Genomic DNA, 13,680 nt, shown 5'->3' with positions numbered 1-13,680 from the left:
CGTTAAACCGCCATACGGCGCATTTCAGATATCACCGCACTTTGCGACTCCCACCGTGCGTAGTTAAACGGAATACTCTTTTTGTCGGCCAGAAACTGATTACTCAGCAGGTTGAACACCAGGGGAATTTTTCCCATCCAGCCTTCGCCATTACGCTGCTTGTCGAGCAATAACAGCGTCCCGGGGGCCTCCAGTAACTTTTGCTCTTTCTCCGATAACGCTTCGTTACCAAATTTCCTCGCTTTCTCTACCACGGCTTCACGCGCCTTGTTGCGCCAAACGGTGAGCAGGTTGTCGGTCAAATCCGTGATAGCGCCGCTTCCCTTGACATCCATCTTGCCGACCGGCTTTTCTTCGTTTTCGCCTTTTCGGGGATGAGTGACCAACAGCACATGCACCGGGTAAGTCAGCTTGAACTCGCATAACGCTTCCATAAACGCCTTCTGGCCGTTGTAATCATCCTCATTGAGTCCGCACATCATCAGCGAGTCCACGACAAACAGCTTGACGCCATAGCGCTTGTGCGCATATTTGAACACGGACAAAATCCGCTCCCCCTTGGCTTTACCTGTCACGTTGAACAGCCACATCCGGGCATCGAGCAAGTCCATCATCCGGTCTACATCCTCCGGTGAGGTATCCCCCGTACATACGGCTTGTCGAATCATCCGTTTCAGCAGGATGGCGGGCCGTAGCTCCATGGAGGCGATGCAGGCAGACACCCCCTGGTACGTCGCCTCAAGCGCCAGATGCCCCACAAACTGCGATTTGCCGTGACCGTTAACGCCGTTGACCAGGGTCAGTTCGTGCGTCCTGAATCTGAAATTCTGCTCCAGCGTGGGCCATGGACTGGTGAACAGACCGGGAGCGGGTGAAAAAAAAGCCGCATGGACTTCCTGACGGAATTCGCCCGCCCGTTTGAGTTCTGTGGGGTCGAACGTCTCAGCGTCCATGAAGAGCCGTTGAAACTGCTCCACTGAAATATTGTTGACCAGGCATTCGTTAGCGTCTTTGTGAGGGAGCTTCACAAAGCTGCAACGATGGATCCCCAGCCGGGTAGCAATTTCCTTGGCGGCGGATTGCCCGGCAGCGTCCATGTCCATGCACAGGAATATCTCTGCGAAACGTGACAGATTTTCGTACTCATGCTCAATCCACTGCTGCTTGGCCCCCGTTCCGCCACCGAAGGGAACCGAGAGTGCCGGGAGGCCGTACTGGTGGATGCTCATCGCGTCAATTTCGCCTTCACAAATCACCACCACATTGCGCTCTTTGGGGTTGATGGCCTGCCAGCCAAACAGACAGGGTTCACAATCGGACTCCGCCATGATGATTTTTTTACCGTCATGACGCTCAACCCCCAACCGCTTGATTTGTTTCAGCTCACCGTCGCGCAGGTAGGGGAAGGCGATGGCGGGGACTTCCTGCTTGGTCTCGTGGTTGAATATCACCGCGTCGGTCACTTTGAACGTTTGTGCCGTCTCGTGGGAGATCCCCCTTGAGGCCAGATACGCGAAACAGTCGCGGGAGCCTTTGACGCCCTTGCGCTCAGGTTTCTTGAAGATTTTTGCCGGTTTAGGCAGAAAGGCGCTGTCCTCGTCCTTGACACCCAGAAACGCTTTGGCCTCCTGCATGGCTTGATGGAGTTGGGTATGCCGTACCGATACCCACAAGTCCAGCAAATCCCCACCCTGTCCGCCGTTGAACTCACACCAGACCTGCTTGCCGGTGAGATTGACCTTGAGCGATTGCCCCTTGTTGCCGTCCAAATCACCGACAACCCACTCCCCATTGACGCGCCGACCGTTGGGGAGCAAGTGAGCCACCACCTGCTCAACCCGCTGCCACAACAGGCCGGATAATTCCTGGATAGTCATACCGCCTCCAATCGAAAAATCTTAAAGCCCAGCGTCACTGCCGATATCGGCATAACCCCGTGGCAGTAACCGGCAATCAAAACCCGTTTCAGCCATGATTTCATCGCCCCTCCAGAAGTTCATACAAGGCCAGTTCACGCCGCTGCTCCTCGGTCAACCGGGAAACATCGAACGCGGGCGTGGTTTTAGCTGGCTCAGTGATTTTTTCCGGGAATAACCCTTGCCAACCCCGTTCGATGGACAGGTTAATCACCGCATCGGGGTTGACATGGTTTTCCAGCATCGACCTGATGCGCTTGCAGGTGGTCGGGGTCAACGGGTGACGAATTTCTTTGCGGTGGCTCACCCAATCGGCCCAAACCTCTGCCGACACGTTCGACGGTTTTTCGGTTAGCGGGTCAAATTTGGTTTTCGTGTCGGTAAGGGGTAAGGGGATATTCTTTTCTGGTTCTATGTTGGGTTCTAATGACTGATTCTGTGTCCCAATTTTGGGATCATTCAAAATCCCGTTTTTGGGATCATTCAAAGTCCCAATTTTGGGATCATTTAACGTTCCGTTTTTGGTAACATTACCATTTTCGGTATCATTCCGTTTTGGGGTACATTTATTGCCGATATTTAGCTGTAATACCCGAACCCGTTTTGTAGGGCCTTTTCTCTCGCCGGTGTCGCGAATCAGACCCTCTTCGATCATCTGATTGATGCCTTTACCGATGGTTTTTCTTTCCAACCCGGTGTCACTGACAAGCCTTTGTATGCTGGGGTAACAGCAGTGTTTTTCATCGGCCCGGTCAGCAAGAGACAGGAGCAACAGTTTTTGTGATGAGGGTAAATTCAGACTCCAGGCCCAGTCAGTGGCTATTCTGCTCATTTGCGTTTCTCCTCTGACTCATACCGAGCCAGGTAAAGTTGTTGTTGCAGGCGAAAGAGTTCGGCGAATTTCTTCGCCGCATCCTCCGGCATCAATGTTTGGGGTTCAGGATGAGGGCGATAAATGCCTTTTTGCTTGAAATTCCGGCTATTTAGTGCCATAATTCCTCCTGAAATTAATTAGTTATTTGCGTTTCTAAGCCGGAAAAGTGCTTCCCCACTGACCGGCTTTTTCTTTGGTCAAATACCCCGCCAGCCGTTTGGCTAGCTCAGCCATTTCATCATCGGCAATGCCGTAGTTCAGCACGGCCAGCATCAGGCTCACCTGTTGAAACAGACCGTTCTTCCAGCGACTAACCTGGTACTCCGGTACGTTCATGGCGGCGGCAAAGGCTTTCTGTCCCATCAGAGCTAACTTGTTGAGTAGCGCCGACTCGATGTGAGCGGCTTTCTTGCTTTGTGTTGCGTGGTTCATGTGTGATACTTTCCTTGTTGAAAAAATAGGTTATCGGATGCACGTGTAGAAACACGGCACCTGTGTTTTGGTGATCAACAGACGTGACGAAGCCGTGAGGCAGTCACAGTGAGTTTGTTACTGTGGGATGTTGAGTTCGCCACGTTGTCGGTGGCTTCCGTAGGACGAGTGTCCGTTGTAAAGAGCGGTACTGCTTATGAAGCAGATAAATATTGATAATATTTAGCTTTCTGTGGTGCCCCCACTGGGTTTTCATAAATATCAGGACGTAATTGAGCTTTGGTTACAGCACCATCGGTTGCCTCTTCCAAACTTCTGGCAAGAGAAAAACCCACTTTTTTGTAACCATTAAATATTAGTCGTAAGTATCCACGGCTACTGCCAACTTTATGAGCAAGCTTATGTTGCTCTGCGATTGTTAACTTATCCCAAAATTCTTTCATTGGTACCTCCTAGATACATTATACAGAATAAAAATGAACACGCAAGATACTTGTACCTGATTGATACATGTCGATAGAGTATTGGCAATATGAAAACTAATGATGAAATCAGGCGAGATAACGCCAGAAAGCTTCGTGATAGTGTTGGGGGAAATAATTCCTTCGCTACTTTTATTGACCGTGAATCAACTCAAGTTAGTCGTATCATCGGGAAAAATCCGACAAAAAAAATAGGTGATGACTTAGCTCGTCATATTGAAAAATGTTTCTCTTTAGGTGTGGGCTGGCTAGACAGCGAACATCAGGTAAGCGCTCATGTTGCTGTTAATAATATCTCTGAAACCAATCTTGCAATACGAATGGTTCCTCTCATCTCGTGGGTACAAGCGGGATCGTGGAGTTCTATTCAAGATACCGAAGAGGATGATAACTTTTTGCAACAGTATCCATGTCCTGTTCCTTGTAGTGAAATGACGTACATTTTAAGAGTTGTCGGTGACTCGATGATAGAAGAATACTCGCCAGGCGATATGATTTTTGTTGATCCAGAAGTTGAAGCCATTCATGGTGATGATGTAATAGCTTTATTGCTTGACTCGGGTGAAGCTACATTTAAGAGACTTATTGAAGATAGTGGCAAAAAATATTTGAAGGCACTAAATAAAAACTGGCCAGAGCAGTACATACAAGTAAATGGTTGTTGCTCAATAATAGGTACTGTGATTTTTTCTGGAAAAGCAAGACGTTATCTTAAATAAGAAAGGTTCTTGATAAAAGCCCGCAAGTGCGGGTTTTTTTATGCTTGACAAATGTACCTTACAGATACATTATATTCCTCGAAGACCCACAATCGGACGCCAGACGGTGGACCACCAACCCGCAACGGCAATACCCCGGCAGGCAAGACCTCGAGTTACCCGCCGATTGCCTGAGCGTAAGTAGCCAGCCCGAGGCGCAGGAACATGACGGCGGTTGGGGAAAATTTCAAATACATGCTCTTTCAAAACGAGCCTCGCGCTCTACGGAAGGCACCGACAACGTGCCGAACCTTTACCCAGATGTTTTTGGGGTGTGGTGAATTGTGCAGGCAGATGCGCAGCTACGGTCTCCGTATCTGTATGAGGGCTTCAGGGATGCCTGAGCAGGTCGCACCGCGTTTACTGAAAGCCGGAGATCAGCACTGGCCACCACACCACCAAAACCATCTATTGGAGGGGAGCATGGCTACTATCATTTACCGTAAATCCGTTAATCCTGTTAACAAAACCAACGCCGCTATTCGACGTCATGCCAGACGCAAGGCAGAAGCCATCCGCCGTGAACTGGTGTCATCCCGTATCGATAGGGCATTGGGGCTGAAGCCAGAAAAACGCAAGGCGCTTACCCGAATCGAATTGGCCTTCAAGCGCAAACGTGCACCACGGATTAATTTCGGCTTACTGGACAAGTTCAGAGAGCAAATTAACCGTTTCGCTGAAAAGTACGATATTACCAGACGTCTTAACCATCGCATCTGGTACAGCAAACCGAAAACGGAGTATGGCATTACCGCCAGAGCAAGACAGACGTATACATCGCGGCTCGTTCATTGAATTTGAAGCTGGGTCGTGCTGCTTGGAAAATATGGCGTTATTTCAAACACAGCTAACGGACAATACCCGGAAATTATTAAATGGAAACGAAAATATTTTGATAGCTAACGGAGGATTGAATGATGCAACTTAATAAACCTCATATCACGACCTTCAATCACCCTGATTTCGGTGACATGGTCGCTGTCACCAACGGCAGCAATAATATTAATGATTCACGTTATTTGATGAGCATAAATACTCACCCATGTGACGACCATGAGACAAGAATATACAAATCAACCATCGCATTTCTGGTGGAGGAAAATAAGTGGCTCAAAAAGCAGGTGAAAAAATTAACGCCAGTGTCTGACTGAAACACTTTCAGCATTCCCATCATCCGCTTATCGCTGTAATCAGCATCACACTAATAATAGATAACACTGAACTGCCTCTTTATACCCGCGCCGATATTCCTCGGCATCATTAATACATCAGTCAAAATCAAGGAAAGCCACGATGGAACTTGCTATCGCGGGCGCACCCATCGTGCGTCCTGAAATTAAATTTGACCCGATTCGGTCAATCGAACATCACCGCTCAAATATCGTCACGGGCCAGAGCTTCAAAAACAAAAGCTGGCTGCAACGGTTATTCGAACAGCTTATTGCAACGGTTAATCAGAAAGGAAATCCGGAGGTGTTCAGATGATTTACAGCGGCACTCAAAAGACGCCAGAGTTAAGCCGATTAGCCAGATTGAATTATCTCACTGAAGCGCTCTACTGGCGCAAGGCGGGCAACCGTAAATACAAAAGGTCTGCGCTTGAGTTTGCTCACTGGGAGCGACTTAACGAGCGCTATTTCCTCGATAAAGACATGCCATTCTGAGGTGATAAATGGAGACAAAAAAGGTATATGCCGCCATCAGCGCAGTCGCTGCTGAATTAGCTGAACGAGGCATTAGCAAAGAAAAAAAACAGGGAAGCCAGGTGACATACGCATTTCGGGGGATTGATGATGTGTATAACGCACTGGCTCCGGCCCTGGTAAGGAATAAATTGCTTATCCTGCCGCGCTGCACAGAACGCACTTCATGTGAGCGAACCAGTAAAAACGGCGGTGCATTGTTTTACATCACTGTTCGCGCTGAGTTTGATTTTGTCAGCACCGAAGACGGCAGCATTCACACTGTGGTTACCTATGGTGAGGCAATGGATACCAGCGACAAAGCCACTAACAAAGCCATGTCAATAGCCTACAAATACGCCGCGTTTCAGGCGTTCTGCATTCCAACGGAAGAAACCGCAATCGACCCTGATGCTGAGTGTCACAACGTTGCACCACGAAGCCCTGATGAAATACTGAAAGACTTCACAGCGCAGGCTGGCGATTGCCAGACGATGGCAGAACTCAACGGCATCTATAAGCCAGCATGGAACGCTTTAAGCGCCAGTAAACAGCATCAGGATGAATGCGTGAAGGTTTACCGGCTTCGTCAAACTGAACTAAAACAGGCGGCATAAATGGCAATTAACCTCATCGTAGCATCAGGGAATATCGGCAAGGATGCCGAACAGCGATGGACGCCAAACGGAAAGTGTATCGCGTCATTCTCGCTACCCGTGAAGCAAGGCTATGGAGAGCATGAGAAAACATCGTGGGTGCAATGCCGCTTGTTTGGACCCAAGGCTGAAAAGCTTCCTCAGTACCTGACTAAAGGAACAAAGGTTACGGTAACTGGAGAGTTTGTTCTGGACGAATGGAAAGACCAGCAAGGGAATAAGCGCACGGCACCTGTGATTATCGTCAACGATATTGATTTTGGCTCATCAGGACAGAAGCAGGATGCACAGAATAACGGTAGCAATCGGCAACGCAATGCCCCACAACAAGAGCCGCCAATGAATTTCGACGACGAAGACTCTATCCCCTTCTGATTTAACCCCAATCTCACCGCAGCACGACAGCCATAGGGACGGCGTTGTGCTGCCTGAATTTCAGGTGACGTTATGACCTATGAAGAATTAACGCCTGACGAAAGACAATATTACAACCGACTGGATGCGTCGGGAAAGGAACGCTACCTAAAGACTATTCCTATAGTCAGGGGAGCAATGGAAGCTGTAGACGCTGGAGAAAAAGGATTGCATCACCCACGGTTAATTAACTGGGAAGAAAAACGGGTGGCATGGGAAAATCGCGTGATATTAGCCGAAGAGAAGCGGATCGCAGCGGAAGTCAATAGAGTTTATGCCAAAGTAGAAATTGACCCATCTAAAGACGAACGCTTTAAAGATTACAGAGGGCGTTACGGTGCTGTCAGAAGCGACTAATCCGGGATAGGGGCGTCACCACCTGTCAACAGGCGGTTATGCAATCGGGTTCCCCCTGACGCAAGGGGTAGCATGGTGGGTTGTGCAGGATTCGAACCTGCGACCGATGGATTAAGAGTCCACTGCTCTACCAACTGAGCTAACAACCCTGAGACAAATTAATTAAAGGGCTGTAACGAGAAAAGCTTTCACAACCAGAGAGAGAATACCCAAAATTCCAGCGCTCAGCATCCAGCGCATTAACTTCTGCTCAGCGCGAATACCAGCCATTTCAAGCTGTAAATCCTTGCGGACTAATTGCATATCCTTACGGACATCGGCTATCTGCGCTTCAGTTTTCTCGAAGCGGGCAATCACCTCTTTCCGCACGTCTTCGAGGTCACGTTTGGTGGCCACATCTGCCACCTCATGAGACTTGCGTACGACGAGCGAAATCGCCCTAGCCTGTTCTCTAGAGATGCCAGCAGTTTCAAGCTCTTCTGATGCTTGTAATGTATCAAATGCAACCTGACCCATAATGTTATTCTCCTTTTTGGGAAGTATAACACAACCATTTTCATTGTGAACTCAGTGAGAAATCGTCACTGACTGAAGGGATCTTGATATCCCAACAGCCAGCTAACCCTAAACCTACTCCTAATAAATAGGGATAAGGCTAATGAAAAAGTCTAGCTTTCTTGTGCCCATTTGTGAAGCACAATCGTTAATGTCACGTTTCATCTCTCAAGATACTAGGGCGAAGAAATGAGAATATTCGATTCAAAAAAATTCGCGCAGTTAAATCATATTTTTCCTGAATTAACGCCAGCACAATTTGAAACCGCAATGTTATTTGCTCTGGGAATGACCAAAAAAGAGATTGCCTGGGCACGTAATGTTTCCTATCCAGCGGTAAGAGATACATTGCAAGAAATAAAAAATAAACTTGAATTTTATTCTTTAAGTCATCTTGTTTCGACGATTCATATACGTTTGGTTTTGTTTACATTGTGCCAATGTACTTTGACAAACAAAGAATAAGCACAAAACACCCTACATTTTGTAGGGTACAATCGCTTTCTTTTATTCGGGATACTCATTAAAAATAAAGACATCATACTGCAAATCAAAAATTTTTGAACTTTTTAGCCCAACACCAGGGAAATCTACGCCAGCCACTAGAGCTGGCTTTTTGTTTCCAAAATATCCATTGACGGAAGAAGAAATCATGCGCTATAGTCAACCTGCACCTGCAAATTCAGGTGCCGGGATTAGCGTTCCGACAGATACAACCGCGACAACATGACACGCCGCGAGCGTGTTTTTTTACGTCGCAATCCAGCTACATCTCTATGGTGGACTGGATGGGGCAGCCGAAAGGCTGGCCGGTTGGTTGTATCCGGTAACGCTAACTCCATTCAGTTCACCACCAATCAGAGGTTAGCGTCTCTTGGTGGTGAGTAGTTCAAATACAACCATCGGAGGCTATCATGGCCCTTCCAGCATTAGCAGAAAACTTGCACATTGAAGAACCTCGCGTATTTATCAACAATGGTAAAGCTCTAACCACGTCTAGAGACGTTGCTGATTACTTTGGCAAGCGTCACGAAAGGGTTTTAGATAAAATCAAAAACCTTGATTGTTCAGCGATTTTTAACCAGCACAATTTTGTGCTCGTTGATTACGTCGATGCAAAAGGCGAAAAACGCCCGATGTTTGAAATGACAAAAGACGGCTTTGTCTTCCTAGTCATGGGCTTTACGGGAAAAAAGGCAGCAGCGTTCAAGGAAGCTTACATTGCGGAGTTTAACCGCATGGAAGAGCGGCTTCATGGCCAACGCCAAACAAAGCAACCAAGCACTGTCACACAAGAAGAGATCGACGCACATTATGCCGAATGCGTAGCCTTCCATCTTAATACCATCAAGAAAATCTGGTTTTCAGAACTGGAAAGCGCCTTACTTCAATTAAGCTATCCCAAAGCAGGATTCGTTAGCGAGCATCTAAGAGATGTTTCCTTTTGCCTTGCACCACTGATTAGCCAATTAAAATCGCGGCTACAGCCCGGACAGACTCCAAGACTTCACTAACCCAGTAATCCCGCCCCGGTATCGTGCCGGGGTTTCATTAATCACATTCACTTGTGAGGAGATTGATCATGTCTAAAGAACACCAACTGATTGCCATCGAAACTAATAGCATCAATGGCGAAACCGTCCAGACAGTGAACGCCCGTGACCTGCACGAGTTCCTTAAGGTCGGCAAGGATTTCACCACCTGGATTAAAGACCGCATCAAGCAGTACGGATTTGTTGAAAATATCGACTATTTAGTTTTCCCCGAAATTGGGGAAAACCCCAAAGGTGGCCGCCCTTCCATGGAATACGCCATCAGCATCGACATGGCGAAAGAGCTTTCGATGGTTGAGCGCAACGAGAAAGGCAAAGAGGCGCGCCAGTACTTCATCCAGTGCGAGAAACAAGCCAAGGCTGCTGTTGCCCTACCGCAACTCAATGACCCGTCATGGTTACGCGGAATGCTGCTGAACTATACCGAACAGGTGGAAGCGCTTAAGCAAACCGTGGACAGCCTGGAAAACCTCTTTCAGGTCGGCATGACGCCCGTCCAGTTCTGCAAGCAACTTAACGGGGTGAATGTGATGGGGGTAAATCTGTTTCTGGCAGAGCGTAATTTCCTCTACGACGGACAGAAAGAGGAAAACAAACCTTATGAGTGGCGTGTAAAGGCTTATGCGCGCTATAAATATTTCACCGAAAAAACGGTCACCGTTAACACCGAAAAGGGCAAGAAGCAATTTTATGAAGTCATTATTTTAAAAGAAGGCGCTAAATGGCTGTATCGCCACTATCTGAAAGGCGAACTTCCGATGAAGAAAGACTGGAACGGTGAATTTACCCACGATAAATATCTTCAGGTGGCATAAGGAAAAATAATGAAACCTAAAATACCTAACAGGATAAGAGAGCGTGAGAAGTTATTTAAGCGCTTATACCGTGAAGGACTTATCCATGCAAGACGCATCCAACGAACCGGTTATTTATCAATACGACTCTCCCTCTACTGGCGCATGTTATCCAAAGATAACGGCCAGAGCTGGAAGACTATGAGCCACGCCAAATACGACACCCAAATAGCAATCTAAAAATAGGAGCCCCCATGAATTATGCATTCGCGGGTCATGCTGCCCTCATGGGGAGCTATCACCCGGAAGAAACCCAACTGGATAAATGGGTTCAATGGCTGAGAAACGGATACCGAAAGTTTATCGATATCCTCGGGCAGCAAGGCAAACGTATACGACCAGCATCAGTACTTTAACCAAGGCTGTTACAGCCTGAAATCACCTTCATCACTGCATACCCTGTGTGCAACCTTCACTGTACCGTTTCTGAGATTCACAAATCCCCCCTGCCACCATGACAAATGGCGCAGCGGCGCGATTCAAAACGCGAAATGCAGGACATCCTGCTTGAAGCCATGAAGAAGCGAGGTTTGAAATAATGCCATGAAAAGTGAAAACGACATTATTACCGACGATGAACTTGAAAAAATAACAGGGTACAAAATACCATCGAAGCAATGTGAAATTTTGCAAGCTGCGGGGATTTTCTTCATAACTCGTAGAGATGGGAGGCCCCGCACAACTTGGGCACATTTTAACTCTCCTTATACTCAAAGAACCGTAGCTGAAGAATCTAAATATGTTGAACCGAACTATGGAGCGTTAGACTGATGGGGCGAAAAAGGAAGAACATTGCTGATAACTGGCTACCGCCGCGTGTTAGTCGAGGTAAATCTGCATTTGAGTTCAGACCTAGATCAGGGGGAACTGTTAGACTCTGCGGTTTTAATGCTACTCCAGCCCAAGTTTGGTCAGCATATGAAGCATTTAATAATAATTGTAGCGATTCATCCATATTCGAAGGGCTTGTGGAAAGATTTTTTACATCAGGTGACTTTACTGAATTAGCTTCCGAAACACAGAAGGATTATCGAAAATATGCTCAAAAAGTTGTTGCTGTCTTTGGAAAGTTAAACCCGGACCATATCAAACCGGAACATATTAGACGGTATATGGATAAGCGAGGCCTGAAAAGTCGGACTCAAGCTAATCGAGAAAAAGCCTTTATATCGAGAGTTTTTAGATTCGCCTATGAGCGAGGTATGGTAAAAGGAAATCCATGCAAGGGAGTACGTCAGTTTAAAGAATCCGCGCGTACACGATATATAACCCATGCTGAATATGAAGCCGTCTATAAGATGGCGCCTACTTTAGTGAAAGTCGCCATGGAATTAGCATATCTTTGTTGCGCTCGCCAAGCTGATATCCTTTCATTAAAGAACAGCCAGTTAATCCGCGAAGGAATATTAATTCAGCAAAGTAAAACAGGAGTAGCGCAAATCAAAGCATGGTCCCCAAGACTTGAACAAGCCATAGCGATGTCCAAAGCTCTACCCTTAAACGAAGGTATGAGCAGCATATACGTACTACATCAACCATCAGGTACACGATATACTCGGGATGGCTTCAATACACGATGGTTGAAAACAAAACAAGAAGCCAAAAAGCAGTTCCCTGAGCTTGATTTAGACTTTACATTTCACGATCTAAAAGCGAAAGGAGTCTCTGATTTAGACGGGGGCCTGTACGAAAAGCAGTCTATATCCGGGCATAAAAATGTGGATCAAACGGCACGATATGACAGGAAAATCCGGATTGTTCCAGTAGTGGGTGCCCAGCAAGACAGCAAAAATATTACGAAATGATATTACGAAAGACATTTCTGTGCATAAAAAAACCGCCTTAACAGCGGCGATCAATAGGAAACAAAATACTGATTATTATAGTTTTTATTCGTGGTGCCCGGGGCGGGACTTGAACCCGCACAGCGCGTACGCCGAGGGATTTTAAATCCCTTGTGTCTACCGATTTCACCACCCGGGCGAAAATTGGAGGCGCGTCCCGGAGTCGAACCGAGGTAGGCGGATTTGCAATCCGCTGCATGGCCACTCTGCCAACGCGCCTTTATTCTGCCTACTAACTCAAGACTTCAGGTCATATCAATAAGTTTTTACCTATAACTTATTGATTAAATAAGATTTTTTCATTTCCATTTCAGAAATGGACGCTATTATGGACTGGTTACGTGCTGATGGCAAGCCCTTTGTCGCTGGGATAAAACCAAACGCTCAAAAGCTCACCACGGCAACTCATTATTTACAACTCTCGCTGCATTTATCAGCAAAATGGCTGTTTAGTCGACAAATATTCACCCGCCCAGACCGCAGTAACATAATTATCCAGGCTCAGCGTAAATGCCGGACAGCGACAAAAACGTACAATATCCACCACCACCACCACCACCACCAGTAAACCTGGCGACTGGAGGTTGATACTGCACAAGCAATTTCAATGATGTCGAGGTTTTGTTGAATAATAGGGAATCGTGCTGTTTTACTATGCCCATTTTGGTAGAAAATGCTTATCACCTCAGGCATTCCGTTTTCTCATAATGCTTAACTGCATGATTTTACGTTGCTGGAAACAATCGTTTTACTGGGTTGGTAGCATAAAATCTGTTTATTCAACAAAGCCTGATGTCGACCAGGTAGCCGCCAGTAATCGTTGCTGTGGTTAAGTAACACGTTCAATCATCGCGTAACGAAAGTTGTTAAGAAAGTCGTCTATGCCATATTGAACACCTGTGGCTGTTCACCCCTCGCCAGAATTGATCAGTCAAGCACCGGTTCTCCCTCTTTGCTGTGTCCAGCTATCACGCGCTGATACAACGCAAAGATCACGCCAACCTGGATACCACTGCAAATAAACAATGTTGCACAAAATAGTGTGACAATAATCAAGCCGGTAAATAAGCAATAATGTTATTTACTAGCAGCATAATTCGTTGCGTTGTGGAGTCGCATTATGATGAATTATTTAGAGCTACAAGCCTTACGTCAACTTTTTTTATGAGTGTTGATGAAGCAGCCACCTATATTGCTAACGGTACTGAAAGCGAAACCTGGCGTTTATGGGAAAGTGGCTCGCAGCCAATACCTTCAGAGGTTATTGACACACTAGGCTGTGTCCCTTAATCCCATGAGTTAT

The 13,680-nt window shown here is 46.8% G+C and carries 24 protein-coding genes and 3 tRNA genes; 17 read left to right on the top strand and 10 right to left on the bottom strand.

From position 1 onward, the window contains the following. Positions 1-2 precede the first annotated feature (2 nt). The 5 genes from ACWWJF_RS00260 to ACWWJF_RS00240 form a co-directional block, all read right to left on the bottom strand. On the bottom strand, positions 3-1,877 hold the full coding sequence (locus ACWWJF_RS00260; RefSeq protein WP_455868333.1) for a toprim domain-containing protein: 1,875 nt from the start codon (positions 1,875-1,877) through the stop codon (positions 3-5). Positions 1,878-1,977: 100 nt separating this feature from the next. Further along, the gene (locus tag ACWWJF_RS00255) at positions 1,978-2,748 is read right to left on the bottom strand and encodes a helix-turn-helix domain-containing protein (RefSeq protein ID WP_455868332.1); all 771 of its coding nucleotides are present in this window, start codon (positions 2,746-2,748) and stop codon (positions 1,978-1,980) included. Further along, on the bottom strand, positions 2,745-2,909 hold the full coding sequence (locus ACWWJF_RS00250) for a hypothetical protein (RefSeq protein ID WP_455868331.1): 165 nt from the start codon (positions 2,907-2,909) through the stop codon (positions 2,745-2,747). The genes ACWWJF_RS00255 and ACWWJF_RS00250 overlap by 4 nt, the downstream gene beginning before the upstream one ends. 34 nt (positions 2,910-2,943) lie before the next feature. Next, positions 2,944-3,222, bottom strand: coding sequence for a CII family transcriptional regulator (locus ACWWJF_RS00245; protein ID WP_455868330.1), 279 nt, complete (start codon positions 3,220-3,222; stop codon positions 2,944-2,946). Between the two features lie 194 nt (positions 3,223-3,416). Next, positions 3,417-3,665, bottom strand: a complete 249-nt coding sequence (locus tag ACWWJF_RS00240) for a transcriptional regulator (RefSeq protein WP_455868329.1) — start codon at positions 3,663-3,665, stop codon at positions 3,417-3,419. A gap of 89 nt (positions 3,666-3,754) precedes the next feature. Here ACWWJF_RS00240 and ACWWJF_RS00235 point away from each other — a divergent pair, with 89 nt between their 5' ends. From ACWWJF_RS00235 to ACWWJF_RS00200, 8 genes are all read left to right on the top strand, one after another. Then, positions 3,755-4,423: a LexA family protein gene (locus ACWWJF_RS00235; protein WP_455868328.1), complete on the top strand. Its 669-nt coding sequence runs from the start codon at positions 3,755-3,757 to the stop codon at positions 4,421-4,423. Between the two features lie 333 nt (positions 4,424-4,756). Next, positions 4,757-5,257, top strand: a complete 501-nt coding sequence (locus ACWWJF_RS00230) for a hypothetical protein (protein ID WP_455868327.1) — start codon at positions 4,757-4,759, stop codon at positions 5,255-5,257. A 119-nt stretch (positions 5,258-5,376) separates the two neighbouring features. Then, positions 5,377-5,613, top strand: a complete 237-nt coding sequence (locus ACWWJF_RS00225) for a hypothetical protein (RefSeq protein WP_455868326.1) — start codon at positions 5,377-5,379, stop codon at positions 5,611-5,613. 142 nt (positions 5,614-5,755) lie between these two features. Beyond that, positions 5,756-5,947, top strand: coding sequence for a hypothetical protein (locus tag ACWWJF_RS00220; protein ID WP_455868325.1), 192 nt, complete (start codon positions 5,756-5,758; stop codon positions 5,945-5,947). After that, entirely contained in the window at positions 5,944-6,126 is a 183-nt protein-coding gene (locus tag ACWWJF_RS00215; protein WP_455868324.1) for a hypothetical protein, read from the top strand. Before ACWWJF_RS00220 ends, ACWWJF_RS00215 begins: the two co-directional genes overlap by 4 nt. 8 nt (positions 6,127-6,134) lie before the next feature. Then, positions 6,135-6,761 carry an ERF family protein gene (locus tag ACWWJF_RS00210; protein WP_455868323.1) on the top strand — a complete coding sequence of 209 codons (627 nt, stop codon included), beginning with the start codon at positions 6,135-6,137 and terminating at the stop codon, positions 6,759-6,761. Then, positions 6,762-7,175, top strand: a complete 414-nt coding sequence (locus tag ACWWJF_RS00205) for a single-stranded DNA-binding protein (protein ID WP_455868322.1) — start codon at positions 6,762-6,764, stop codon at positions 7,173-7,175. Between the two features lie 72 nt (positions 7,176-7,247). Continuing rightward, positions 7,248-7,571 carry a hypothetical protein gene (locus ACWWJF_RS00200; RefSeq protein ID WP_455868321.1) on the top strand — a complete coding sequence of 108 codons (324 nt, stop codon included), beginning with the start codon at positions 7,248-7,250 and terminating at the stop codon, positions 7,569-7,571. A gap of 73 nt (positions 7,572-7,644) precedes the next feature. On the opposite strand, the gene ACWWJF_RS00195 is transcribed toward ACWWJF_RS00200, so the two are convergent. Together ACWWJF_RS00195 and ACWWJF_RS00190 are read right to left on the bottom strand one after the other, a co-directional pair. Further along, a tRNA-Lys gene (locus ACWWJF_RS00195) sits at positions 7,645-7,720 on the bottom strand. 13 nt (positions 7,721-7,733) lie between these two features. Beyond that, positions 7,734-8,087: a hypothetical protein gene (locus ACWWJF_RS00190; protein WP_455868320.1), complete on the bottom strand. Its 354-nt coding sequence runs from the start codon at positions 8,085-8,087 to the stop codon at positions 7,734-7,736. Positions 8,088-8,315: 228 nt separating this feature from the next. Between ACWWJF_RS00190 and ACWWJF_RS00185 the strand changes: the two genes are divergently transcribed. Continuing rightward, on the top strand, positions 8,316-8,591 hold the full coding sequence (locus tag ACWWJF_RS00185; protein ID WP_455868319.1) for a helix-turn-helix transcriptional regulator: 276 nt from the start codon (positions 8,316-8,318) through the stop codon (positions 8,589-8,591). Positions 8,592-8,633: 42 nt separating this feature from the next. On the opposite strand, the gene ACWWJF_RS00180 is transcribed toward ACWWJF_RS00185, so the two are convergent. Further along, the gene (locus ACWWJF_RS00180; protein ID WP_455868318.1) at positions 8,634-8,780 is read right to left on the bottom strand and encodes a hypothetical protein; all 147 of its coding nucleotides are present in this window, start codon (positions 8,778-8,780) and stop codon (positions 8,634-8,636) included. A gap of 260 nt (positions 8,781-9,040) precedes the next feature. Between ACWWJF_RS00180 and ACWWJF_RS00175 the strand changes: the two genes are divergently transcribed. The 6 genes from ACWWJF_RS00175 (at position 9,041) to ACWWJF_RS00150 (ending at position 12,338) form a co-directional block, all read left to right on the top strand. Further along, positions 9,041-9,640 (top strand): Rha family transcriptional regulator, encoded by a 600-nt coding sequence (locus tag ACWWJF_RS00175; RefSeq protein WP_455868317.1) that lies wholly within the window; start codon positions 9,041-9,043, stop codon positions 9,638-9,640. A 68-nt stretch (positions 9,641-9,708) separates the two neighbouring features. Beyond that, positions 9,709-10,494, top strand: coding sequence for an antA/AntB antirepressor family protein (locus ACWWJF_RS00170; protein ID WP_455868316.1), 786 nt, complete (start codon positions 9,709-9,711; stop codon positions 10,492-10,494). A 9-nt stretch (positions 10,495-10,503) separates the two neighbouring features. Next, a complete protein-coding gene (locus ACWWJF_RS00165) occupies positions 10,504-10,713 on the top strand; it encodes a ParE family toxin-like protein (protein ID WP_455868315.1) in 210 nt (69 codons plus the stop codon). A 14-nt stretch (positions 10,714-10,727) separates the two neighbouring features. Continuing rightward, entirely contained in the window at positions 10,728-10,889 is a 162-nt protein-coding gene (locus ACWWJF_RS00160; protein ID WP_455868314.1) for a protease FtsH-inhibitory lysogeny factor CIII, read from the top strand. A gap of 187 nt (positions 10,890-11,076) precedes the next feature. Continuing rightward, on the top strand, positions 11,077-11,304 hold the full coding sequence (locus tag ACWWJF_RS00155; protein WP_455868313.1) for a DUF4224 domain-containing protein: 228 nt from the start codon (positions 11,077-11,079) through the stop codon (positions 11,302-11,304). Next, complete coding sequence (locus ACWWJF_RS00150; RefSeq protein ID WP_455868312.1) at positions 11,304-12,338, top strand: tyrosine-type recombinase/integrase; 1,035 nt, start codon at positions 11,304-11,306, stop codon at positions 12,336-12,338. Before ACWWJF_RS00155 ends, ACWWJF_RS00150 begins: the two co-directional genes overlap by 1 nt. A 91-nt stretch (positions 12,339-12,429) precedes the next feature. Here the strand turns inward: ACWWJF_RS00150 and ACWWJF_RS00145 are convergent. Together ACWWJF_RS00145 and ACWWJF_RS00140 are read right to left on the bottom strand one after the other, a co-directional pair. Continuing rightward, positions 12,430-12,516: transfer RNA gene (locus ACWWJF_RS00145), tRNA-Leu, on the bottom strand. 6 nt (positions 12,517-12,522) lie between these two features. Continuing rightward, positions 12,523-12,596, bottom strand: a tRNA-Cys gene (locus ACWWJF_RS00140). A gap of 109 nt (positions 12,597-12,705) precedes the next feature. Here ACWWJF_RS00140 and ACWWJF_RS00135 point away from each other — a divergent pair. Together ACWWJF_RS00135 and ACWWJF_RS00130 are read left to right on the top strand one after the other, a co-directional pair. After that, positions 12,706-12,945: a hypothetical protein gene (locus ACWWJF_RS00135; protein ID WP_455868311.1), complete on the top strand. Its 240-nt coding sequence runs from the start codon at positions 12,706-12,708 to the stop codon at positions 12,943-12,945. A gap of 539 nt (positions 12,946-13,484) precedes the next feature. After that, complete coding sequence (locus ACWWJF_RS00130; protein WP_455868310.1) at positions 13,485-13,667, top strand: Aca2/YdiL-like domain-containing protein; 183 nt, start codon at positions 13,485-13,487, stop codon at positions 13,665-13,667. Positions 13,668-13,680 lie beyond the last annotated feature (13 nt).

Source organism: Symbiopectobacterium sp. Eva_TO, assembly GCF_053848865.1.
This window is presented reverse-complemented; position numbering and strand designations above follow the sequence as displayed.